The organism is Streptomyces sp. NPDC007856 (assembly GCF_042868225.1).
Classification (GTDB): domain Bacteria; phylum Actinomycetota; class Actinomycetes; order Streptomycetales; family Streptomycetaceae; genus Streptomyces.
On record NZ_JBIAEC010000012.1, the window covers coordinates 205182 to 226364 of the forward strand.

Genomic DNA, 21183 nt, shown 5'->3' on the forward strand with positions numbered 1-21183 from the left:
TCATCCGGCGCGCCGATGTTGTTTGGGACGAGATCGTTTCTCTACGTACATCCGTTCGTCGGCTGACTTCAACACTTCGTCCGCCGTCATGCCGCAGTGTGCCCATCCGATGCCGAAGCTCGCGCCCACCCGGACGGCCCGGCCCTCCGCCCGGATCGGCTGGATGATCTCGTTGCGCAGCCGTACGGCGAGGTCCTGGGCGTCGGCCCGGCCGAGGCCGTCGGCGAGGATCACGAACTCGTCGCCGCCGAGCCGGGCGACCGTGTCCCCGTCCCGGACCCCGCGCGACAGCCTGCGCGCCACCTCGATGAGGACCGCGTCGCCCGCGTTGTGCCCGAAGCGGTCGTTGATCGACTTGAAGCCGTCGAGGTCGCAGAAGAGCACCGCGAGGCCCTTGGTGCCGTCGTCGCGGCCGTCCTCGGGGGCGACGGTGTGGACGTGGTGGTCGAAGGTGTCGTACGCGTCCGCGCCCGGCCGGAAGTCGAAGCCGTGGCCGACGGGGGCGTCGAAGGCGGGGTGCCCGTAGGCCGCGTCCAGGGATTCCAGCTCGTCGGCGTGGGCCGGGCGCCGGCACAGCCGGGCGGACAGGCGGGAGCGCAGCTCGGCGGAGTTCGGCAGGCCGGTGAGCGAGTCGTGGGAGGCGCGGTGGGCCAGCTGCAGCTCGCGGCGCTTGCGTTCCTCTATGTCCTCGACGTGGGTGAGGAGGAAGCGGGGACCGTCGGCGGCGTCCGCGACGACGCTGTTGCGCAGGCTCACCCAGACGTACGTGCCGTCGCGGCGCCCCAGGCGGAGTTCCGCGCGGCCGCCCTCCGCCGAGGTCCGCAGCAGCGTGCCGATGTCCTCGGGGTGGACGAGGTCGGAGAAGGAGTAGCGGCGCATCGCGGAGGCCGGGCGGCCGAGGAGACGGCACAGGGCGTCGTTGGTGCGCAGGATGCGGCCGTGCTGGTCGCCGCCCATCTCGGCGATGGCCATGCCGGAGGGGGCGTACTCGAAGGCCTGCCTGAAGCTTTCCTCACTCGCCCGCAGCGCCTGCTGCTCGCGCTCCAGGCGGACCAGGGCGCGCTGCATGTTGGCGCGCAGCCGGGCGTTGCTGATCGCGATGGCGGCCTGGAAGGCGTACATCTGCAGGGCCTCGCGGCCCCAGGCGCCGGGGTGGCGGCCGTTGCGCGGCCGGTCGACCGAGATGACCCCGAGCAGCTCGCCGCATGAGCCGCCCGGGACGCCCGGCGTGTACATGGGGGCGAAGAGGCGGTCGGAGGGGTGCCACTCGTCCTCGAAGCGCGGCGCGGGCCCGTCCGTGAACCACTGGGGGACGTCGTCGTCGTCCAGCACCCAGCCCTCGGTGTGCGGTATGAAGACCAGGTCGCCCCAGCGCTCGCCCATGGTCAGCCGGCGGTCCCAGGACTCGCGGGAGCCGACCCGGCCGGTGATCAGGGCCTCGGCGGCGGAGTTCCCGGCGAACGCGGCGACGACGAGATCGCCGTCGGGGCGTACGAGGTTCACGCACGCCATCTCGTACCCGAGGGCCTGTACGGCGCCGTCGGCGACGGTCTGCAGTGTGTCCGCCAGGCTGCGTGCCGTGTTCATGTCGGCCATGACCTGGTGCAACTGCCGCAGGGACGCAAGACGGACATACGGCTCCGACTCGGTCTCCATGCTCGCCCTCCCCCCGAGACCTCGCAGCGAATCAAGGGTTGTCTTCGGCGCTTCTTAAGGGTGCCTCTTACGGTGCGTTTCAGCTTTCCCCGCCACTGAATCACAGCGCGCTGCCCACTCGGTACACAGGGTCAACAATTACTGGCCCTTGTGACTCAAGTCACAGGTGAACGTGAACAATTGAGTGGAGTTTCTGCGTTTTCCACGTGCGTTTACCGAACGCAAGCTTTTGGTAACTGTTCACATGATGCACACAGCGGTCGTCCGTTGGTCCTAGGACCCGGCTCGGGCGAAGGCCCGATGCTGCCCGTGCGGGGCGGAGACTAGCGTTCCGGGTGTGCTGAAGACTCCCTCATCCACCGCCCCCGCCGCTTCCGGGCATGCTGAGGGGGTGAGCAACGACGAGTTCCGGGCCGCGATGTCCCGGCTGGCCGCCGGAGTGGTCCTGGTGACCGCGCAGGAGCCGCCGCTGGACGCCGACGACCCGGGCGCGCCGGGCATGGAGGACGTCGGCATGACCGCCACCGCCTTCATGTCCGTCTCCCTCGACCCGCCGCTGGTCCTGGTCAGCCTGCGGACGGGCGCCCGCATGGACGACCTGCTCGACGAACAGCCCCTGTGGGCGGTGTCGGTCCTCACCGAGAGCCAGCGGCACATCGCGGGCCGCTTCGCCATGAAGGGCCGCATCAGCGACCGGCTGCTCTTCGAGGACATCCCCTACATCCGCGGCGAGGCCACCGGCGCCCCGCTGGTGGGCGGCGCGCTGGCCACGCTGGAGTGCCGCACCGAGCAGCGGGTGACGGCCGGCGACCACACCCTCGTCATCGGCCGCGTCCTGACCGCCCGCGTCCCGAGCACGGAGGGCGGCCCCCTGCTGTACTTCCGAGGCCGGTACCGGCAGTTGGGGTGACTGGATATTCCGGAGACGTACATCCACCCCGCCGGCGCCCGGCCCCGGCCAATGCCCGGCTACACCGGCTCGATGGTCAGCTCGGACAGGTCCTCCGGGTTCGTCACGATGTCGATGGCCGTGATGCGGTCGGCGACGAAGGTGAACGTCAGGACGCGCTCCACGCGGCCGTCGGCGTACACGACCAGCCCCGTCGCCCCGTCGACCAGCGCGGGACGCGCCACGCGGGCCAGATGGGCGAAGCTCTTCGCACCGGAGGCGACCCCCGCCGCACCGGTGGTCACACCCGCCTCGCCGCGCGCCACCACGTCCGGGTCGAGCACCTCCAGCAAGCCGTCGAAGTCCCCCTCCCGCGCGGCCGCCAGGAACGCGTCGACCACCTCCCGCTGCCGCGCCAGGTCGGCCTGCGGCGCGTCCGCGCCCCGCACCCGGCGCCGCGCGCGGCTGGCCAGCTGCCGCGCGGCGGCCGGGTTGCGTCCGAGGATCCCGCCGACCTCCTCGAACGGCACCCCGAACAGATCGTGCAGCACGAACGCCAGCCGCTCGGCCGGCGAGAGCGTCTCCAGGACGACCAGCAGCGCCGCCCCGACCGAGTCCGCGAGCACCGCGTCCTGCGCGGGGTCCGGCTCGGCGCAGGCTCCGGGATGCCAGGTCTCCAGGGGCTCCTCGCCCCGCGAGCGGCGGGAGCGGAGCATGTCGAGGCAGACCCGCCCGACGACGGTCGTCAGCCAGCCCCCGAGGTTGTCCACCGCACGCGTGTCGGTCCGGCTGAGCCGGAACCACGCCTCCTGCACCGCGTCCTCGGCCTCCGCGGCCGAGCCCAGCATCCGGTGGGCGACGGCCCGCAGATGCCTCCGGTACGCCTCGAACCGCTCGGCGAGGAACTCGTCGTCGCGGTGCTGCCACTCGTCGTCGCCCATGGGGGTGCGGCCCTTCCGTCGCCCAGGTGGTCCGCTGCCTCACGGACTCGCTGACTCACTGACGAACGGCAGGCCGCGAATGTGACGGCTCACCGGCGCGACGGCAGCCGCGCGGGTGACCGGCGGCCGCCCGCGCCCGCCGGGCTCACGACCAGTCCCGGCCCGAGCGGCCCCGCTTCGTCTCCGAGCGCTGCTTCTTCTCCCGCAGCCGGCGTTCGTTGATGCCGCGCGGGATCCGGGTCGGCCTGCGCGGTCTGGGCGGGGGCGCGCTGGCCTCCGCGAGAAGGGCGGCGAGGCGCACGGCGGCGGCCTCGCGGTTGCGCCACTGGGAGCGGTGCTCGGAGGCCCGTACGGTCACCACGCCGTCGGCGAGCCGGCCCGCGAGCCGCTGCAGCGCCCGCTCCTTCCAGACCGCGGGCAGCGCCTCGGTGCGGGCGAGGTCGAAGCGCAGCTCCACCTGCGAATCGCTGGTGTTGACGTGCTGTCCGCCGGGCCCGGACGACCTGGAGAAACGCCACATCAGCTCGGCCTCGGGAAGGGAGACGGAGCCGCGAATGACGTAAGGACCGGACATGCCCTCCATGTTCCCGGCCGGCCCGGTCCGCGTCACCTGGATTTCCGGATCCCCCGCTCGGTAAAAAAGGTAAAGGGACCCGGAACCACCGGCACCCCCCTCGACGTTCTTCACGGTGACGGTAGCTTCAACGGCACTGCACCACATGTCCAAGGAAGGGACTCCCAACATGGCTGTAAGCCTGTCCAAGGGTGGCAACGTCTCGCTCACCAAGGAGGCTCCGGGCCTGACCGCCGTCACCGTGGGCCTCGGCTGGGACGTCCGCACCACCACCGGCACGGACTTCGACCTGGACGCCTCCGCCATCGCGGTCAACGGCCAGGGCAAGGTCTACTCGGACGCGCACTTCGTCTTCTTCAACAACAAGCAGACCCCGGACAACACCATCGTCCACACCGGCGACAACCGCACCGGCGAGGGCGAGGGCGACGACGAGGCGATCAACGTCAACCTGGCCGCGCTCCCGGCCGACATCGACAAGGTCGTCTTCCCGGTCTCCATCTACGACGCCGAGAACCGCGGCCAGAACTTCGGCCAGGTCCGCAACGCCTACATCCGCATCGTCAACCAGGCCGGCGGCACCGAGATCGCCCGCTACGACCTCTCCGAGGACGCCGCCACCGAGACGGCCATGATCTTCGGCGAGCTGTACCGCAACGGCGCGGAGTGGAAGTTCCGCGCGGTGGGCCAGGGTTACGCCTCGGGCCTGGTCGGCATCGCCCAGGACTTCGGCGTCAACGTCTGACGGACGCCGGGCGCTGCGCTGAGCAGGGGCCGCTGCTGAAGCGACCTGCGCGAAGGCGGCGGGCGGAGGCCTCTCGTGCGGCCGACCACGGCGAAAGGCTCCCGCCCGCCTCCTGGCTCCCACCCCGCCCGCCTGAAGGGGCGCGGGGCACTCGGCCACCGCCCCCCGGAGGGATAGCCTGCCGCTGTGATTCTCGAACCCCTGTCCCCCGGCCGGGACTTGTGGCCACCGCCGCTGCTGGCCGAGCTCACCGCGCTCTACGCGTCCAACCGTGAGTTCCACCGGCTCAGCGGCGACTTCCCCGATTAGACCGGCGCGAACGGCGGGAGCTGTACGTCGCCTGCCTGACCAAGTACCGGCTGGCGTACGAGGCCATGCACACGGCCGCCGGCGCCCACCGGGACGGGCCCGCCGACCGGCGGGAGACGGCCGTGCGGGAGGCGTTCCGCGCCTCGGGCTGCGACGAGGTCCGGGAAAACCTGCTGATCTGCGCCACGGAGGAGATGACGGCCGTCGTCGAGGACGTCTACGCCTCCCTGCGGAAGCTGCTGGAGGTGTTCGCGGCGGGCGATCCGGCGCTGGACACCCTTGGGTTCCAGGAGCACCGGCTCAAGCACGCGCAGGCCATGTGGGCGGCACGGGCGGCGATGCGGGCGGCACTGGAGCGGGGAGCCCGGTAGCCGCGCCCGTCACGGACGGCCGGGCCTGCCGGTCACGGATGTCACGGGTGGGCCGGTTTGCCGTCGCCGTACAGCCAGTCCTGCCAGATCTCGGTGAAGTCCTTCTGCGGGGCCTTCTTCTCCACGTACGCGGTGAAGTCAGCGGTGCTCGCGCTGCCGTGCCGGTGGGCGGCGGCCCAGCCCTGGATGATGTCGTAGAAGGTGTCGTCGCCGACCTTCTGCCGGATCTTCTCCAGGACCATCGCGCCACGCTGGTAGACCGGGCTGTCGGAGATGTGCGCGGCGCTCGACGGTTTCGCGGGCGGGTAGGCCCAGATGGCCTTGTCGTCGCCGTTGTAGTAGTCCATGAAGGTCTGCTGGGCGCTCTCGCCGCCGTGGTCCTCCCAGTACAGCCACTCCGCGTACGTCGCGAATCCCTCGTTGAGCCACATGTCCCGCCAGGACTTCGGGGTGACCGAGTCGCCGTACCACTGGTGGGCGAGTTCGTGCACGAGGGTGCCGGTGTCCGGGGCGCCGGGGAAGACGGGCCGGTTCTGGGTCTCCAGGGCGTACCCGGCGTCGTCGGGGCGGGCGACGATCGCGCCGGTGGAGGAGAAGGGGTAGGGCCCGAAGTTGATCTCCTCCCACTTGATGATGTCGGGGAGCTGCGCCAGCGCCTGCTCGCTCGCCTTCGCCTGGGTGGGGTCGACGGCGGTGAGGATCGGCAGTCCGTGCGGGCCGGTGCCGCGAGTGAGGTCGAAGTGGCCGACGGCGACGGTGGCGAGGTAGCTCGCCATGGGCTGGGCGGTGTGCCAGTGGTAGGTCGTGCGGCCGCCCTTGGTGGTCCGGTCGGTCAGCTCGCCGTTGGAGACGGCCTGGAGGCCCTGGGGGACGGTGACGGTGAGGTCGTAGGTGGCCTTGTCGGAGGGGTGGTTGTTGCCGGGGAACCAGGCCATGGAGCCGACGGGTTCGCCCAGGCCGAGGGCGCCGTCGGCGGTGGGCAGCCAGCCCTCCTTGGAGCCGTCGGGATCGGTGAGGGTGTGCGGGGTCCCCGAGTAGCGGACGGTGGTGCGGAAGGTCTCGCCCCTGCGCAGGTCGTCGTGCGGGCGGACGGTGAGCTCCTGGCCGGCCCGGTTGAAGCGGGCCTTCCTGCCCTCGACGGTGACCGAGTCGACGTGCAGCCCGGCGAGGTCGAGGTCGAAGGCGGACAGGTCCTGGGTGGCGCGGGCGGTGATGACCGCCGTGCCGGTGAGGTGGCGGGTGGCGGGGGTGTAGTCGAGGGTGAGGCCGTAGTGCCCGACGTCGTAGCCGCCGTTGCCGGCCTTCGGGAAGTAGGGGTCGCGTACGCCGGAGCCGCCGGGGGTGCCGTGCACACCGCGGTCGCACGCGGTGCCGGTGAGGGCGAGGGCGAGCAGGACCGCGGCGGCCGGCACCAGGCGTACGGATCTGGACATGTCAGCGATCTTAAGTGCCGGGGCACGAGTGATCCGAGTGTCCGGGGCTGCTGCCGGGGCGTGACACCATCTCTCCCGTGCTCGACATCGGCTACGCCCTCTCCAACCGGTTCCCGGACCCCCCGCAGACCGACTACCGCCGCGCGGACGTGCACGCGCTGCGGCACGACCTGTTCTGCGGTGATGTGTATCTCGCGGACACGAAGACGGACCGGGAGCTGTCCACAGCCTGGGGATGGGTGCCGGTGCTGGACTTCGCGTGGGCGCTGTGCGACATCGTGGAGCGGCTGGACCGGGACCCGATGGGCTCCCGCGCGGCCCGGCCGCAGCGGGCGGAGCTGGACTTCACCGAGTCCACCGACCGGATGCTGTTCGAGCGCCGCTTCGGCTGGGTGGACATCACCGCCGACTGGGTGCCGGACGAGGAGTCCCCCCTGTCCTTCTCCCACGCCGAACTGCGCCGCGAGGCCCGCGACTTCCTGCACGACCTGATCTACGACCTGACCGACCTCCATGAGGACCTGGCCGAGAACCCGGCGATCTGGACCCTCCAGGCCCGCTTTCCGCGACTGCCGTGAGGCCTACTCCACCCGGATCCCCAGCTCCGCCGCCAGCACCGGCGCCAGATCCAGCAGTTGACCCGTGCTGATCACCGCCCCCGACAGCCGGTCCAGCCCCCGCACGATCTCCAGTGGCGCGGCGCCGCGCAGGTCCACGTCCTTCAGTGTCGCGCTGCCGAAGTCGGCCTCTCTCAGCGCGCAGTCGACGAACTCCACCCGCTCCAGCGTCGCGCCCGCGAAGTCCGGCTCGACCAGCACGCAGGACTCGAAGACCACGTCCTTGAGGCGCGCCTCACGCAGATTCAAATAATCGATCTTGCCGCCGCGGACCACGACCCGCTCCAGGACGGCGCCATGCAACTGCGTGCCGCCCAGCCGGGCGTCGATCAGCTCGACGTCCCGGAACGTGGACTCGGCGAGATGCGTGCCCACCCCGCGCAGCCCGGTCAGGACCGAGTCCAGGACTCTGGCCCGGCCCAGCGAAGTGCCCTCCACCACGCAGCCGGTCAGCGCGCAGTCCATGAACCGGGCGCCCACACCGTCCTGCCCGGTCAGATCGGCGTCCCGGAACTCCAGCCCGTCATAGTCCCCGTCCGGCGCCAACTCACCACCGGACCACGGCTCCAGGGGCGGCAGCCGCAGCTCCGGCCGCCGCGCGCCCTTCACCGCTGCCCGGCCCACCGCACGGCCGCCCGTTGCTCTCCTCGCCATGCTCCCATGCTGCACCCCACCACTGACAATCCGTCTGACCTGCGCAAACCCAGGCGATGTCACATTCCGGCCCCGCCAAACAGTCCTACCTACGGACCGACAGAGCCGTACGCACGGACCAGGTGTACCGATCCGAGGGAGGGCCCACCTCATGCACCGCCCCATGCACCGCATCACCGTCGTCGGCGGTGGCTTCGCCGGACTCACCGCCGCGATCACCGCCGCCGAGGCGGGCGCCGAGAACGCCGGCGCCACCGTGATCGGACTCGCGGGCGGCCCGGAGAAGACGGTCCGGGTCCGGGCGAACGGCGCCGACCTCGCCGTCGACTACACCGACACCGCCTGGCCCGCGAAGGTCCGGGCCGACCTCGGGGCGAGGCAGGCCTCGATGGTCTACGACGGAGTCGGCGGCGAGGCGGCCCGGCAGGCCGTCGCCCTCCTCGGACCCGGCGGGCGGCACGTCTTCGGCTGGTCGGCGGAGGGCATCGCAGAGGGCGCGGGGGCACTTCGTCGAGGGCGTCTCCCGGTCCGTGCTCGGCCCCGAGATGCTCCGCAGGGCCGACGGACTGCGCGCGCTCGAACTGCGCGCGCTCGCCGAAGCCGCGCACGGCCGGCTGCGCCCCGCCGTCACCCGCTTCCCCCTCGCGGACGCACCCGCGGCGCACCGCGCACTCGAGAACCGCGGCACTATCGGAAAGGTGGTACTGGAACCATGAAACGCCCGCCGAAAACCACGCCGAAGGCCCCGAACAGCCGGAACGCACACACGGATGCGATACGCCCCGATTCATGGTCTTCTGGCCAGATGACCAACGGCCGAACGGGTGCGACCGGAACCCCCCGACAGGCCCCGGAGGCGACCGACCCGCACCGCTGGTGGGCGCTCGTCGTCATCGCCCTCGCCCAGCTGATGGTCGTCCTGGACGCGACGATCGTGAACATCGCGCTCCCCTCCGCCCAGCACGCCCTGCACATGTCCGACGGCAACCGGCAGTGGGTGATCACCGCCTACACCCTCGCCTTCGGCGGCCTCCTACTGCTCGGCGGCCGCATCGCCGACCTCGTCGGACGCAAACGCACCTTCGTCCTCGGACTCGTCGGCTTCGCCGTCGCCTCCGCGCTCGGCGGCGCCGCCACCGGCTCCGGCATGCTCTTCGGCGCCCGCGCGCTCCAGGGCGCCTTCGCCGCCGTCCTCGCGCCCTCGGCGCTCTCCCTGCTGACCACGACCTTCACCGACCCCCGCGAACGCGGCAAGGCCTTCGGCGTGTACAGCGCCCTCGCCGGCAGCGGCTCGGCGATCGGGTTCATCGTCGGCGGCCTGCTGACCGAGTACCTCAACTGGCGCTGGTGCCTGTACGTCAACGTGCCCATCGCCGTGCTCGCCGTGATCGGCGCCTTCGCCCTCCTGCACGACCGCCCCGGCCACCGCGAGTCCCGCCTCGACGTCCCCGGCGCCCTGCTCGGCTGCGGCGGACTCGTCGCGATCGTCTACGGCTTCAGCGAGGCGCAGCCCCGCGGCTGGAGCGACTCCCTGGTGCTCGCCCTGTTCGCGAGCGGACTGCTCCTGCTCACCGCGTTCGTCTGGTGGCAGAACCGCGCCCCGAGCCCCCTGCTCCCGCTGCACATCATCAAGGACCGCAACCGCGCCGGCTGCTTCCTGACCATGATGCTCGCGACGATCGGCATGTTCGGGCTGTTCCTGTTCATGACCTACTACCTGCAGATCATCCTCGGCTACTCGCCGGTCAGGACGGGCCTCGCCTATCTGCCGCTCACCGCCGCGATCATCATCGGCGCCACGCAGATCTCCGCCCGGCTGCTGCAACACGTGGCCCCGCGCATGCTGATGACTCCCGGCATGATCATCGCCGCCGGCGGCATGGCCCTCCTCACCCGCATCACGGTCCACTCCTCCTACCCCACCGAGATCCTGCCCGCCCTCATCCTCATGGGCCTCGGCATGGGCCTGACCTTCATGCCCGTGTTCGCCACCGCGACCTCCGGTGTCGCCCCCCGCGACTCCGGCGTCACCTCCGCGACCGTCAACACCTCGCAGCAGGTCGGCGGCTCGATCGGTACGGCGCTGCTCAACACCATCGCCACCACCAGCAGCACCGCCTACATCACCGCCCACCTGCGCATCGGCGCACCCAAGGCCCTCGTGGTCCCGGCCGGAGTCGTCCACGGCTACACCGTCGCCATCTGGTGGGCGTCCGGCGTGATGCTCCTGGCGGGCCTGACCGCCGGCCTGATGGTCACGGCCAGGGCGCCGAAGAAGGGGCTGCCGGCCGACGCCCCGGTAGCGGAGTCAGTGATCTGACGCCAACTGCGCGAGCGGCCCGTCCGTCAGCCGGTACACCGTCCACTCGTCCTGCGGACGGGCACCCAGCGCCTCGTAGAAGCCGATCGCGGGCCGGTTCCAGTCCAGCACCGACCACTCCAGCCGCTCGTACCCGCGCTCCACACAGATCCGCGCCAGCTCCGTCAGCAGCGCCCGGCCGTGCCCGCCGCCACGGGCACCCGGCCGGACGTACAGGTCCTCCAGATGGATCCCGTGCGCCCCTCGCCAGGTCGAGAAGTTCAGGAACCACAGCGCGAACCCCACGGCCTCGCCGGTGGCGTCGTCCACAGCCATGTGGACGAACGCCGCCGGCCGCTCCCCGAACAGCGCCTCCCGCAGCTGCTCCCTCGTCGCCCTAGCCTCGTGCGGAGCCTTCTCGTACTCGGCCAGCTCACGGATCAGAGCGTGGATGACGGGGAGGTCGGCGGGTGTCGCGGTACGAATCATGCCGCGAGGCTAACCGGTGAGCCGGCGCGCGATCTCCAGCAGCCGCCCCCTTCATGACGGGGCGTGCCGCCCCCGCGCGGTCGGCGGCCGACACGTTCTCGAAGTGCGGATCCCAGACGGGCCGGCAGCCGCGAGATGACCACGACGGCCGCACGCGTGACGGCCCCACGGCCGCCGTCGGGCCCGACGACCGGCAGAGCCCTGCATTCCTGGACTCCATCTCCTGGACACCGCAAGATCGCCGGGAATGTCAATCACGGGCCGGACGATACTGGCGTGCGTGAATCGGCTCATGCGAATCAACCGGGGCCTCGGCTACGTACGGGCGTACATCCGCAGCGCTCCCGGCACGTATGTGTGGCTGGCGGTCCTGTTCGTCACGACCGTCGCACTGCACCAGATGTCGCCGGAGTTCGAGCAGCACTTCCTGCGGCAGCGGTCGACCAACATCCACGAACTGTCGCACAATCCCGTGCGGGTCCTGGTGGCCAGCGCGATGTGGATCGACAGCGGCCGCTGGCTTCCCTACGTCCTGCTGTACACGGTGTTCCAGGCGCCCGCCGAACGCTGGCTCGGCACGGCCCGCTGGTTCGCGGTGTGCGCCCTGGCGCACGTCCTGGCCACCCTCATCAGCGAGGGTGCCCTGCTCAAGGCCATCCGGGACGGCATGGCCCCGCACTCGGCCGTCAACACCCTCGACATCGGCGTCAGTTACGCCCTGGCCGGCGTCATCGGCGTCCTCACCTACCGCTTCGCGTTCCCCTGGCGGTACGCGTATCTCCTGGTCATCCTGACCGTCTTCACCCTGCCCCTGGCCGCGGGACGCACCTTCACCGAACTCGGCCACCTCGTCTCCCTACTGATCGGACTGGCCTGCTACCCGCTGACCAGAGGCCGCGGAAAAGCGTGGAATCCGAAGGAGACACTGACCGCCCCGAGGGGTTAACGTCCCGGCCATGAGCAGTACGGCAAGCAGTGTCGTCAACGGCGGGATCTCCTTCTGGTACGCGGACGACGGCCTCCCCGCGGTACGCGAGCCCCTGCCCGGGGACGCCACCGCCGACGTCGCGATCATCGGCGGCGGCTACACCGGCCTGTGGACCGCGTACTACCTGAAGAAGGCCGCCCCCTACCTCCGCATCACCGTCCTGGAACAGAAGTTCTGCGGCTACGGCGCCTCCGGCCGCAACGGCGGCTGGCTCTACAACGGCGTCGCCGGCCGCGACCGGTACGCCCGGCTGCACGGCCGCGAAGCCGCCGTACGCCTGCAGAAGGCCATGAACGACACCGTCGCCGAGGTGATCGCGGCGGCCGAGACGGAGGGCATCGACGCCGACATCCACCAGGGCGGCGTCCTCGAAGTGGCCACCACACCCGCCCAACTGGGCCGCCTCAAGGCCTTCCACGAGCACGAGCTGTCGTACGGCGAGAAGGACCGGGAATTCTACGGCGCCCGCCAGACCGCCGAACGCATCCGCATCGCCGACGCCGTCGGCTCCACCTGGACCCCGCACGGCGCCCGACTGCACCCCGTGAAGCTGGCCAAGGGCCTCGCGGCGGCCGTCGAGGCCCTCGGCGTCACGATCCACGAGTCGACCCCGGTCACCGAGATCCGCCCCAAGCACGCCGTCACCCCCTACGGCACGGTCCGCACCCCCTACATCCTGCGCTGCACCGAGGGCTTCACCGCGTCCCTGAAGGGCCAGAAGCGCACCTGGCTCCCCATGAACTCCTCGATGATCGCCACCGAGCCGCTGACCGAGGACCAGTGGGCCTCCATCGGCTGGGACGGCCGCGAAACCCTCGGCGACATGGCCCACGCCTACATGTACGCCCAGCGCACCGCCGACGGCCGGATCGCGCTCGGCGGCCGGGGCGTGCCCTACCGCTTCGGATCGAGGACGGACAACGACGGCCGCACGCAGCAGGCGACCATCGAGGCCCTCCGCGAGATCCTGACCCGCTTCTTCCCGGCCCTGACCGGACTCCGCGTGACCCACGCCTGGTCGGGCGTCCTCGGCGTGCCCCGCGACTGGTGCGCCACGGTGACCCTCGACCGCTCGACGGGCCTCGGCTGGGCCGGCGGATACGTCGGCTCCGGCGTCGCCACCAGCAACCTGGCCGCCCGCACCCTGCGCGACCTGGTCCAGCAGGACTCCGGCCAGGGCGGCCGCACCGAGCTGACGGACCTGCCCTGGGTGAATCACAAGGTCCGCAAGTGGGAACCCGAACCCTTCCGCTGGCTCGGCGTCCACGGCATGTACGCCACCTACCGCACCGCCGACCAGCGCGAACGCCTCCGCCCGGGGACGGAGTCCTCACGGCTGGCGAAGATGGCGGACCGGGTGGCGGGACGGCACTGAGCGAGCTGGAACGAGCGGGCCGACCTGAGGGAAATCCCAGGTCGGCCCGGTTGTCTGGAGCCCCCTGTCGGATTCGAACCGACGACCTTCGCTTTACAAGAGCGGCGCTCTGACCAGCTGAGCTAAGGAGGCGTGCACCTGGGTGCTCGTGCAGTGTACCCAGGTCCACGGCGGGTCCCGTCGAGAATTTCCGCGAAGTTCACAGTCGTCGAGGTACTGACAGACCACGTGAACGCCAGGTACCGTCCTGAGCCAGTTCACTCGTGTGGACTACACCAACCACCTTCCTACAACGGATCGTCCGGCACGTTCCTGCCGGTAGAAGGGGGCCCATCACCATGGCCACTGTCACGTTCGACAAGGCGACCCGGATCTACCCGGGTTCCACCAAGCCCGCCGTCGACGGTCTCGACATCGCGATCGAGGACGGCGAGTTCCTCGTCCTGGTCGGCCCGTCGGGTTGCGGAAAGTCCACCTCGCTGCGGATGCTCGCGGGCCTGGAGGACGTCAACGGCGGCGCCATCCGCATCGGTGACCGCGACGTCACCCACCTGCCGCCCAAGGACCGGGACATCGCCATGGTGTTCCAGAACTACGCCCTCTACCCGCACATGACGGTCGCCGACAACATGGGCTTCGCACTCAAGATCGCGGGCGTCAACAAGGCGGAGATCCGGCAGAAGGTCGAGGAGGCCGCGAAGATCCTCGACCTCACCGAGTACCTGGACCGCAAGCCGAAGGCGCTCTCCGGCGGTCAGCGCCAGCGTGTCGCCATGGGCCGCGCCATCGTGCGTGAGCCGCAGGTGTTCCTCATGGACGAGCCGCTGTCCAACCTGGACGCCAAGCTCCGTGTCTCGACCCGTACGCAGATCGCGTCGCTGCAGCGCCGCCTCGGCATCACCACCGTCTACGTCACCCACGACCAGGTCGAGGCCATGACGATGGGCGACCGGGTGGCCGTGCTCAAGGACGGCCTCCTGCAGCAGGTCGACTCGCCGCGGAACATGTACGACAAGCCCGCGAACCTCTTCGTCGCCGGCTTCATCGGCTCCCCGGCCATGAACCTGGTCGAGGTCCCGATCACCGACGGCGGCGTGAAGTTCGGCAACAGTGTCGTCCCGGTCAACCGGGAGGCGCTGAAGGCCGCCGGCGACAAGGGTGACCGCACGGTGACGGTCGGTGTCCGGCCCGAGCACTTCGACGTGGTCGAGCTGGGCGGCGGTGCGGCCGCCTCCCTGACGAAGGACAGCGCCGACGCGCCGGCCGGTCTCGCCGTCTCCGTGAACGTCGTCGAGGAGCTCGGCGCCGACGGCTACGTCTACGGCACCGCCGAGGTCGGCGGCGAGGTCAAGGACCTGGTCGTCCGCGTCAACGGCCGCCAGGTGCCGGAGAAGGGCTCCACGCTGCACGTCGTGCCGCGGCCGGGCGAGATCCACGTGTTCTCGACGTCCACGGGTGAGCGTCTCTCCGACTGAGCACGTGCACGCCGAGTGAGCTGCGCGTTTGCGCGAAGTTGACGAAAGAGGCCCTGCGGACTGCCGCAGGGCCCCTTTCGTGCCGTTCGCGCGGCCGGATATACCCCGGCACAGCCATCATTTCGGGCGAGGCCCGTCAACCCCCTACCCAGAAAATGGCGACATTCCATCCCCCGAAGGGGTGACTCAATGTCGCCAAATCATTACGCCACGCTACCCTCACACGCGTGAAGCACTCCACCACCCCACAGACGCGACGCGGCCACCGGGGCGGCCCTGCCCGCCGGATCGGCCGCACTCTCGCCCTCGTCCTGCCCGTCGTCCTGGTGCTCTCCGGGACCCTCGCGGTCACCCGGGTCAACTGGACGGGAAGCCCCTCCGGCTCGGTGCTGGCCGCCTCGGACATCTCCTCGGCCGAGGTCTCCACCAGGACGGTCTCCCGCGCCCCGCAGGACGTGCTCCGCGACCAGCTGATGAGCGAACTGCAGGACAAGAACCCCGGGGTCGTCCTCACCCACCTCCAGCAGGCCGTCAACGGACACCCCGCACTGGCCCGGCACTGCTCCGCCATCGCCCGTGCGCTGGGCCAGGCCGCGGTGCGCATCTACGGCGCCCCGCGCGCCCAGTCCTACGCCCGCCCCGTGTGCGACACGGCGTTCGCCTCGGGCGTGCTCGCCGCGCACAGCTGACGCCGGGTGCGCCGGGACGTCGGCGACGGCTCCTCAAGGAGCGCGCCGCCGTCGGTCGGCCCCAGGGGCGCGCCACGTACAGTGCGGTCATGACCCATCCCAACGCCGCGTCGCGCCCCACTCAGGCCGTGATCCTGGCCGGTGGCCAGGGCTCCCGGCTGCGCCCCTACACCGACGACCGGCCCAAGCCGATGGTCGAGATCCCCGGCACGGGCACTCCGATCATCGGCCATCAGCTGACCTGGCTCGCCGAGGAAGGCGTGACCGACGTGGTGGTCTCCTGCGGCCACCTCGCCGACGTCCTGCAGAAGTGGCTGGACTCCGCCGACCTGCCGCTCTCCGTCACCACCGTCGTGGAGACCGAGCCCCTCGGCCGTGGCGGCGGCCTCAAGTACGCCGCCGCGCGTCTCCCGCGCCCCGACCGGCCCTGGTACGCCACCAACGGCGACATCTGGACCCGCTTCTCCCTGCGGGACATGGCCGACTTCCACACCGAGCGGGACGCCGTCGCGACACTCGCCCTCGCTCGGCCGCGGATCCCCTGGGGCGCGGTGAAGACCGACGGGTTCGGGCACATCACCGACTTCATCGAGGCGCCGCCGTCGACGTTCGAGATCAACGCGGGCGTGTACGTCTTCTCCCCCGAGTTCGCCCCGCTGCTGCCGGAGCGCGGGGATCACGAGCGCACCACGTTCCCCGGGCTGGCCCGTGAGCGGAAACTCGCCGGGTTCCCCATTCCGCAGGGGGCGTACTGGCGGGCCATCGACACGGCCAAGGATCTGACGGAGGCGGCCAAGGAGCTTGCCGCGCTGGGGCGGTAGCCCGGGGGCCGCTCGGTAGCCGGGGTTGTGCCCTCCCCACGTCAGAAGGCCCCGTACCTTTCGCGGTACGGGGCCTTCCGCTCGCTGGGTCGAGCTAGCCGAGCAGACCGCCCACCAAGCCCGGCTGGCCGCTGGACGAAGAGCCGCCCGAGCCGCCGGAGCCGCCGGAGCCGCCGGAGCCGGACGAGCCGCCGGAACTGGACGAGCCGCCGGAGCTGGTCGGGCCGGCCGTCGTGCTCGGGGCGCCGCCCGTCGGGGAGGACTGGCGGGGCGGAATCTGGCCCGAGGTGCCCTGGGTCTGGCTGGGGGTCGTGGTCGTACCGCCGGCGCTGCGGGTGGCACCCGGGGTCGTGGCCGCGCCGGAGGGGCTCGCGCCGGCCGTGGCGCCGCCCGAGGGCGAGGTGGAGGCCGCCGGGTTCTTCTTGTGCCGCTGGCCGGACTGCTGGGGCAGCGGGGAGCCCGGGAGGTTGTTGCGGGGGGCATCGCCCGGGCCCGGGACGATGACGCGGCTGGAGTCGCGTACGGCGCCGCCGAGCAGGGAGCCGACGAGCAGGGTGACGCCGACGGTGATGACCGTGATCAGGGCGCCGCGGCGCAGGACGTAGCGGCGCAGGTCCCAGATGTCGGCGCGGGGGCCGAGGCGGCGCCAGGCGCCGGCGGCGAGGCGGCCGTCCACGGAGTAGACGGGGGCACCGGCGATGATCAGCGGGGACCAGGCGGCCAGATAGATGATGTCGGGGGCGTCGTAGGCGGGGACCGTCTTCCAGCTGACGGTGACGATCAGGGCCGCGGACAGCAGGGCCCCCACGACCGCGGCGACGCGCTGCCAGCAGCCGAGGACGGTCAGGACGCCGACGACCACCTGGAGGAAGGCGATGACCAGTCCGGAGCCGACCGGGTGGTGCAGCGCGAACTGGCGCAGCGGCTCGGCGACGTCCCAGGGGTGCAGGGTGTTGAGCCACTTGACCATCGAGCCGCGCTTTCCGCCGTCGAAGTAGACGGGGTCGCACAGCTTGCCCATGCCGGCGTAGATGGAGATGAAGCCCAGGAAGATGCGGAGCGGGAGGAGGACGACGCCCAGGTTCATCCGGCGGCCGGGGTAGTAGGCGTGCCGGGCCGGGTCTTCTCCGTGGCGGCGGGCGCGGCGCGGGGCGTCGGGATCGGAGAGGTGTGCGTAGTCGTCGTAGTCGCCATGGCCTTCGTAGCCGTCGTGGCTCTCGTACGGCTCGAAGGCGGCGCCCGGGTAGGGGGGTTCGTCGTAGGCGCCGCCGACCGTGCGCATGTGGGGCAGCAGGCGGGTGCCGTCGGCGGCGTCGGGGGCCGTGCGCTGATGGCCGACGACCGGGGTCGCGACCGTCTGCCCCAGGTCGTCGTAGGCGTCGGCGTAACCGGTCCCGACGCGTGGGATGACCCGGGTGGCGCCGGGCTCGGGCTCGTCGGTGTGGCGGACGCTGCTGCCCCGCACGGCCTGGAGGAGCCGGTGGGCGCCGGTGTCGTCGGGGGCGGACCTGCCGCTCCACACGACGGGGCGGCGGCGGCCGGCGGCGGCGCCCGCCCGGCCCGCGGTGCCCATGACGGGCATCCAGGCGGTGTCCTGGGCGACGCTCGGATGCCGGGCGATCCGCGCGGATTTGCTGCGCTTCGCCGATCCGCCCAGCTGCACGCGGAAGCTGGCGTGATTGACGATGACCTGCGCCGGATCGCTCGGCACCTTCACCATGCTCAGCGCGGGAGCGTCGTCGAGCCCGGACTGGAATCCCGACGAGCGTCCCCCCGTGGGAGTGCGGGGTGTTCTGGTGTCCACACTCATCTAACCGAGTGACGTGGAGTTAGGACACTGCTTTGACCGGGCGGATGTGTCCGGACCCCGTCAAAGCAGCATCGAAGGCCACATGGACCCCAGAATTACCCCGCAAGGGTGAAATTCCGGACGGGTGTTCAGCCCCGTCGGTGTGCCGTCCCGTCAGCTGCGCCTGCGCGCCGCCTCATACAGCACGATGCCCGCCGCCACACCGGCGTTCAGCGACTCCGCGCCGCCCGGCATCGGGATGCGGACCCGGAAGTCGCAGGTCTCGCCGACCAGGCGGGACAGGCCCTTGCCCTCACTGCCGACGACGATGACGACCGGGCCGTCCAGGGCCGCCAGATCGCCGAGTTCGACCTCGCCGTCCGCCGCCAGGCCCACGACCGTGATGCCGGCCTTCTTGTACGCCTCCAGGGCCCGGGTGAGGTTGGTGGCGCGGGCGACCGGGGTACGGGCGGCCGTGCCGGCGGAGGTCTTCCAGGCGCCGGCGGTCATGCCGGCCGAGCGGCGCTCGGGCACGACCACGCCGTGGCCGCCGAAGGCGGAGACGGAGCGCACGACCGCGCCGAGGTTGCGCGGGTCGGTGACGCCGTCCAGGGCGACGATCAGCGGATCCTCGCCCTCGTCGTAGGCGGCTTCGGTGAGGTCCTCGGGGTGCGCGTACTCGTACGGCGGGACCTGCAGGACCAGGCCCTGGTGGTTGAGGCCGTTCGTCATCCGGTCCAGCTCGGGGCGCGGGGCCTCCATCAGGTTGATGCCGCCGCGCTCGGCGGCGAGCTGGAGGGCCTCGCGGACGCGCTCGTCGTTGTCGATGAACTGCTGGACGTAGAGGGTGGAGGCGGGCACGCCCTCGCGCAGCGCCTCGACCACCGGGTTACGGCCCACGACCAGCTCGGAGGCCGACTTGCCGCCGCCCCGGCGCTGCGGCGTGCGGCCCTGGGCACGGCGGGCCTTGGTCGCGGCGGCGCGCTGCTTGGCGTGGCCCTTGCGCATCTCGGCGGGCGGGGTCGGACCCTTGCCCTCCAGGCCCCGGCGCCGCTTGCCGCCGCTGCCGACCTGCGCGCCCTTCTTGCCGGACATGCGGCGGTTGTTCGCGGCCATGACCTACCTGTTCTCTGCGGAAAAGTGTGCGTACGTCTATGCAGTGTGCCGCCCGGGGGGCCGGGCGGCACAATCGATCAAGGGTCGGGGCCTACCGGGACCCGAGGGTCCAGCGCGGGCCCTGGGGGCTGTCCTCGATGACCAGGCCCGACTGGTTCAGCTGGTCGCGGATGGCGTCGGCGGTGGCCCAGTCCTTGCGGGCACGGGCGGACTCGCGCTGGTCGAGGACCAGGCGGACAAGGCTGTCCACCACGCCGTGCAGGTCTTCGCCCCGGTCGGACTCCCCCGCCCACCGCTCGTCGAGCGGGTCGAGGCCGAGGACGCCGAGCATGGCCCGTACCTCGGCGAGGCGGGCGACGGCGGCGTCCTTGTCATCGGCGGCCAGCGCGCTGTTGCCCTGCCGGACCGTGGTGTGCACGACGGCGAGGGCCTGCGGCACGCCCAGGTCGTCGTCCATCGCCTCGGCGAAGGCGGGCGGGACCTCGGCGGCCGGCTCCACGCTCTTCCCGGCGAGCTCGGTCACACGCTGCACGAAACCCTCGATCCGCGCGAACGCCGACTCGGCCTCGCGCAGCGACTCCTCGCTGTACTCGATCATCGAGCGGTAGTGCGGGGTGCCCAGGTAATAGCGGAGCACGACGGGCCGCCACTGCCTGACCATCTCGCTCACCAGCACGCTGTTGCCGAGCGACTTGGACATCTTGTCGCCGGCCATCGTGACCCAGGCGTTGTGCACCCAGTACTGCGCGAAGTCGTCGCCGTATGCCCTGGCCTGGGCGATCTCGTTCTCATGGTGCGGGAAGATCAGGTCGAGGCCGCCGCCGTGGATGTCGAAGGCGGTACCCAGGTACTTGTGCGCCATGGCCGAGCACTCCAGGTGCCAGCCGGGGCGGCCCTCACCCCACGGGGTCGGCCAGGTCGGCTCACCCGGCTTCGCCGCCTTCCACATGGCGAAGTCACGCGCATCCCGCTTGCCGGTCTCCCCCTCGCCGGACGGCTGGAGCAAGTTGTCCAGCTCCTGCCGGGACAGCTCCAGGTACTGCGGGAAGGACCGCACGTCGAAGTACACGTTGCCGTCGGCGGCATAGGCGTGCCCGCGGTCGATGAGGCGCTGCATCATCTCGACCATCTCGGTGATGTGGCCGGTGGCGCGCGGCTCGTAGGTCGGCGGCAGGCAGCCCAGCGCGGTGTAGCCCTCGTCGAAGGCCCGCTCGTTCTCGTACCCGATCGACCACCAGGGCCGGCCCTGCTCACGAGCCTTCGCGATGATCTTGTCGTCGATGTCCGTGACGTTCCTGACGAAGGTCACCTCATAGCCGCGGTAGGTGAACCAACGGCGCATGATGTCGAAGTTGAGGCCCGACCGGATGTGCCCGATGTGCGGTGCCGCCTGCACAGTGGCGCCACACAGGTAGATCGAGACACAGCCCGGCTTGAGCGGGATGAAGTCACGGATCTGCCGGGCGCTGGTGTCGTACAGGCGAATAGTCACCACTCCAGGGTAGTGGGCGCGGGGTGGTGCCCAGTGCCGCATGCCTCAGAACATGCCCACGACCTTCTCCGGCGTGATCCTCACGATCACACGGTCGGCGTCGTCGGCGGAGGCCGGGTTGAACTCCGCGTACTTCTTGCCGGTGTACTTCATGGACAGTTCGTCGATCAGGTCCTTGGCGCCCTGCGTGGTGAGCTCCGCGGTGCCCCGGATCTCGCCGTAGGCGTACGGCATCTCGGGGTCCTGGACGACGACGCTCACCCGGGGGTCGCGGTCGAGGTTCTTCTTCTTGCGGCGGTCGACGGTGGTGGAGAACAGGATCTGGTCACCGTCCCGCTTCACCCACACCGGGGACATCTGGGGGCGGCCGTCCGGCTGGATCGTGCCGACGACGACGAACACGGGACCGTCGAGCAGGGACTTGAGCCGGTCGGGCAGGGTGGCGGGCATGGGTACCTCCC

At 71.2% G+C, this 21183-nt stretch carries 21 protein-coding genes, 1 tRNA gene and 1 pseudogene; 12 read left to right on the forward strand and 11 right to left on the reverse strand.

Annotated elements, in window-relative coordinates:
* Complete coding sequence (gene cdgB / locus ACFYOH_RS27615; RefSeq protein WP_388630684.1) at positions 1-1656, reverse strand: diguanylate cyclase CdgB; 1656 nt, start codon at positions 1654-1656, stop codon at positions 1-3.
* 337 nt (positions 1657-1993) lie between these two features.
* Between cdgB and ACFYOH_RS27620 the strand changes: the two genes are divergently transcribed.
* A complete protein-coding gene (locus ACFYOH_RS27620; RefSeq protein ID WP_388630687.1) occupies positions 1994-2566 on the forward strand; it encodes a flavin reductase family protein in 573 nt (190 codons plus the stop codon).
* A gap of 59 nt (positions 2567-2625) precedes the next feature.
* Here the strand turns inward: ACFYOH_RS27620 and ACFYOH_RS27625 are convergent, their stop codons facing one another.
* Positions 2626-3486 carry a sigma-70 family RNA polymerase sigma factor gene (locus ACFYOH_RS27625; RefSeq protein ID WP_388630689.1) on the reverse strand — a complete coding sequence of 287 codons (861 nt, stop codon included), beginning with the start codon at positions 3484-3486 and terminating at the stop codon, positions 2626-2628.
* Between the two features lie 145 nt (positions 3487-3631).
* Positions 3632-4069: an alternative ribosome rescue aminoacyl-tRNA hydrolase ArfB gene (gene arfB, locus ACFYOH_RS27630; protein WP_388631003.1), complete on the reverse strand. Its 438-nt coding sequence runs from the start codon at positions 4067-4069 to the stop codon at positions 3632-3634.
* Positions 4070-4229: 160 nt separating this feature from the next.
* Here arfB and ACFYOH_RS27635 point away from each other — a divergent pair, with 160 nt between their 5' ends.
* From ACFYOH_RS27635 to ACFYOH_RS27645, 3 genes are all read left to right on the forward strand, one after another.
* A complete protein-coding gene (locus ACFYOH_RS27635) occupies positions 4230-4805 on the forward strand; it encodes a TerD family protein (protein WP_388630692.1) in 576 nt (191 codons plus the stop codon).
* A gap of 186 nt (positions 4806-4991) precedes the next feature.
* On the forward strand, positions 4992-5114 hold the full coding sequence (locus ACFYOH_RS27640) for a hypothetical protein (protein ID WP_388630695.1): 123 nt from the start codon (positions 4992-4994) through the stop codon (positions 5112-5114).
* A gap of 65 nt (positions 5115-5179) precedes the next feature.
* Positions 5180-5485 carry a hypothetical protein gene (locus tag ACFYOH_RS27645; protein WP_388630698.1) on the forward strand — a complete coding sequence of 102 codons (306 nt, stop codon included), beginning with the start codon at positions 5180-5182 and terminating at the stop codon, positions 5483-5485.
* A 41-nt stretch (positions 5486-5526) separates the two neighbouring features.
* Here the strand turns inward: ACFYOH_RS27645 and ACFYOH_RS27650 are convergent, their stop codons facing one another.
* Entirely contained in the window at positions 5527-6918 is a 1392-nt protein-coding gene (locus ACFYOH_RS27650; RefSeq protein ID WP_388630700.1) for a M1 family metallopeptidase, read from the reverse strand.
* A 77-nt stretch (positions 6919-6995) separates the two neighbouring features.
* Here ACFYOH_RS27650 and ACFYOH_RS27655 point away from each other — a divergent pair, with 77 nt between their 5' ends.
* Positions 6996-7496, forward strand: coding sequence for a hypothetical protein (locus tag ACFYOH_RS27655; protein WP_388630703.1), 501 nt, complete (start codon positions 6996-6998; stop codon positions 7494-7496).
* Between the two features lie 3 nt (positions 7497-7499).
* Here ACFYOH_RS27655 and ACFYOH_RS27660 read toward each other — a convergent pair whose 3' ends face one another.
* Entirely contained in the window at positions 7500-8189 is a 690-nt protein-coding gene (locus tag ACFYOH_RS27660; protein ID WP_388630706.1) for a pentapeptide repeat-containing protein, read from the reverse strand.
* Between the two features lie 235 nt (positions 8190-8424).
* Here ACFYOH_RS27660 and ACFYOH_RS27665 point away from each other — a divergent pair.
* Positions 8425-8905: pseudogene (locus ACFYOH_RS27665) on the forward strand (zinc-binding dehydrogenase); the annotation flags it as partial.
* 89 nt (positions 8906-8994) lie between these two features.
* Complete coding sequence (locus ACFYOH_RS27670; protein WP_388630709.1) at positions 8995-10509, forward strand: MFS transporter; 1515 nt, start codon at positions 8995-8997, stop codon at positions 10507-10509.
* Here the strand turns inward: ACFYOH_RS27670 and ACFYOH_RS27675 are convergent.
* On the reverse strand, positions 10498-10977 hold the full coding sequence (locus ACFYOH_RS27675; RefSeq protein WP_388630712.1) for a GNAT family N-acetyltransferase: 480 nt from the start codon (positions 10975-10977) through the stop codon (positions 10498-10500). The genes ACFYOH_RS27670 and ACFYOH_RS27675 overlap by 12 nt on opposite strands.
* A gap of 292 nt (positions 10978-11269) precedes the next feature.
* Here ACFYOH_RS27675 and ACFYOH_RS27680 point away from each other — a divergent pair, with 292 nt between their 5' ends.
* Together ACFYOH_RS27680 and ACFYOH_RS27685 are read left to right on the forward strand one after the other, a co-directional pair.
* A complete protein-coding gene (locus ACFYOH_RS27680; RefSeq protein WP_388630715.1) occupies positions 11270-11923 on the forward strand; it encodes a rhomboid-like protein in 654 nt (217 codons plus the stop codon).
* A gap of 10 nt (positions 11924-11933) precedes the next feature.
* Complete coding sequence (locus ACFYOH_RS27685) at positions 11934-13340, forward strand: NAD(P)/FAD-dependent oxidoreductase (RefSeq protein WP_388630718.1); 1407 nt, start codon at positions 11934-11936, stop codon at positions 13338-13340.
* A 55-nt stretch (positions 13341-13395) separates the two neighbouring features.
* Here the strand turns inward: ACFYOH_RS27685 and ACFYOH_RS27690 are convergent.
* Positions 13396-13472, reverse strand: a tRNA-Thr gene (locus ACFYOH_RS27690).
* A 206-nt stretch (positions 13473-13678) separates the two neighbouring features.
* Between ACFYOH_RS27690 and msiK the strand changes: the two genes are divergently transcribed.
* The 3 genes from msiK (at position 13679) to ACFYOH_RS27705 (ending at position 16325) form a co-directional block, all read left to right on the forward strand.
* Entirely contained in the window at positions 13679-14815 is a 1137-nt protein-coding gene (gene msiK / locus ACFYOH_RS27695; protein ID WP_388630721.1) for a diacetylchitobiose ABC transporter ATP-binding protein MsiK, read from the forward strand.
* Positions 14816-15042: 227 nt separating this feature from the next.
* Positions 15043-15504, forward strand: a complete 462-nt coding sequence (locus ACFYOH_RS27700; RefSeq protein ID WP_388630724.1) for a hypothetical protein — start codon at positions 15043-15045, stop codon at positions 15502-15504.
* 89 nt (positions 15505-15593) lie between these two features.
* Entirely contained in the window at positions 15594-16325 is a 732-nt protein-coding gene (locus tag ACFYOH_RS27705; protein ID WP_388630727.1) for an NDP-sugar synthase, read from the forward strand.
* A gap of 94 nt (positions 16326-16419) precedes the next feature.
* On the opposite strand, the gene ACFYOH_RS27710 is transcribed toward ACFYOH_RS27705, so the two are convergent.
* From ACFYOH_RS27710 to ACFYOH_RS27725, 4 genes are all read right to left on the reverse strand, one after another.
* Positions 16420-18135 carry a DoxX family membrane protein gene (locus tag ACFYOH_RS27710; RefSeq protein WP_388630730.1) on the reverse strand — a complete coding sequence of 572 codons (1716 nt, stop codon included), beginning with the start codon at positions 18133-18135 and terminating at the stop codon, positions 16420-16422.
* A 153-nt stretch (positions 18136-18288) separates the two neighbouring features.
* A complete protein-coding gene (rlmB, locus tag ACFYOH_RS27715; protein ID WP_388630733.1) occupies positions 18289-19230 on the reverse strand; it encodes a 23S rRNA (guanosine(2251)-2'-O)-methyltransferase RlmB in 942 nt (313 codons plus the stop codon).
* Between the two features lie 91 nt (positions 19231-19321).
* The gene (gene cysS, locus ACFYOH_RS27720) at positions 19322-20722 is read right to left on the reverse strand and encodes a cysteine--tRNA ligase (protein ID WP_388630736.1); all 1401 of its coding nucleotides are present in this window, start codon (positions 20720-20722) and stop codon (positions 19322-19324) included.
* A 45-nt stretch (positions 20723-20767) separates the two neighbouring features.
* A complete protein-coding gene (locus tag ACFYOH_RS27725; RefSeq protein ID WP_388630739.1) occupies positions 20768-21172 on the reverse strand; it encodes a PPOX class F420-dependent oxidoreductase in 405 nt (134 codons plus the stop codon).
* Positions 21173-21183 lie beyond the last annotated feature (11 nt).

Bases quoted from the DNA above. Each gene is read 5' to 3' on its own strand.
- ACFYOH_RS27675 (WP_388630712.1), bottom strand. From the start codon at position 10,977: ATGATTCGTACCGCGACACCCGCCGACCTCCCCGTCATCCACGCTCTG.
- ACFYOH_RS27705 (WP_388630727.1), top strand. From the start codon at position 15,594: ATGACCCATCCCAACGCCGCGTCGCGCCCCACTCAGGCCGTGATCCTG.
- ACFYOH_RS27625 (WP_388630689.1), bottom strand. From the start codon at position 3,486: ATGGGCGACGACGAGTGGCAGCACCGCGACGACGAGTTCCTCGCCGAG.
- ACFYOH_RS27635 (WP_388630692.1), top strand. From the start codon at position 4,230: ATGGCTGTAAGCCTGTCCAAGGGTGGCAACGTCTCGCTCACCAAGGAG.
- ACFYOH_RS27650 (WP_388630700.1), bottom strand. From the start codon at position 6,918: ATGTCCAGATCCGTACGCCTGGTGCCGGCCGCCGCGGTCCTGCTCGCC.
- ACFYOH_RS27645 (WP_388630698.1), top strand. From the start codon at position 5,180: ATGCACACGGCCGCCGGCGCCCACCGGGACGGGCCCGCCGACCGGCGG.
- ACFYOH_RS27710 (WP_388630730.1), bottom strand. From the start codon at position 18,135: ATGAGTGTGGACACCAGAACACCCCGCACTCCCACGGGGGGACGCTCG.
- ACFYOH_RS27670 (WP_388630709.1), top strand. From the start codon at position 8,995: ATGACCAACGGCCGAACGGGTGCGACCGGAACCCCCCGACAGGCCCCG.
- ACFYOH_RS27685 (WP_388630718.1), top strand. From the start codon at position 11,934: ATGAGCAGTACGGCAAGCAGTGTCGTCAACGGCGGGATCTCCTTCTGG.
- ACFYOH_RS27660 (WP_388630706.1), bottom strand. From the start codon at position 8,189: ATGGCGAGGAGAGCAACGGGCGGCCGTGCGGTGGGCCGGGCAGCGGTG.
- msiK (WP_388630721.1), top strand. From the start codon at position 13,679: ATGGCCACTGTCACGTTCGACAAGGCGACCCGGATCTACCCGGGTTCC.
- ACFYOH_RS27680 (WP_388630715.1), top strand. From the start codon at position 11,270: ATGCGAATCAACCGGGGCCTCGGCTACGTACGGGCGTACATCCGCAGC.
- rlmB (WP_388630733.1), bottom strand. From the start codon at position 19,230: ATGGCCGCGAACAACCGCCGCATGTCCGGCAAGAAGGGCGCGCAGGTC.
- ACFYOH_RS27725 (WP_388630739.1), bottom strand. From the start codon at position 21,172: ATGCCCGCCACCCTGCCCGACCGGCTCAAGTCCCTGCTCGACGGTCCC.
- arfB (WP_388631003.1), bottom strand. From the start codon at position 4,069: ATGGAGGGCATGTCCGGTCCTTACGTCATTCGCGGCTCCGTCTCCCTT.
- cdgB (WP_388630684.1), bottom strand. From the start codon at position 1,656: ATGGAGACCGAGTCGGAGCCGTATGTCCGTCTTGCGTCCCTGCGGCAG.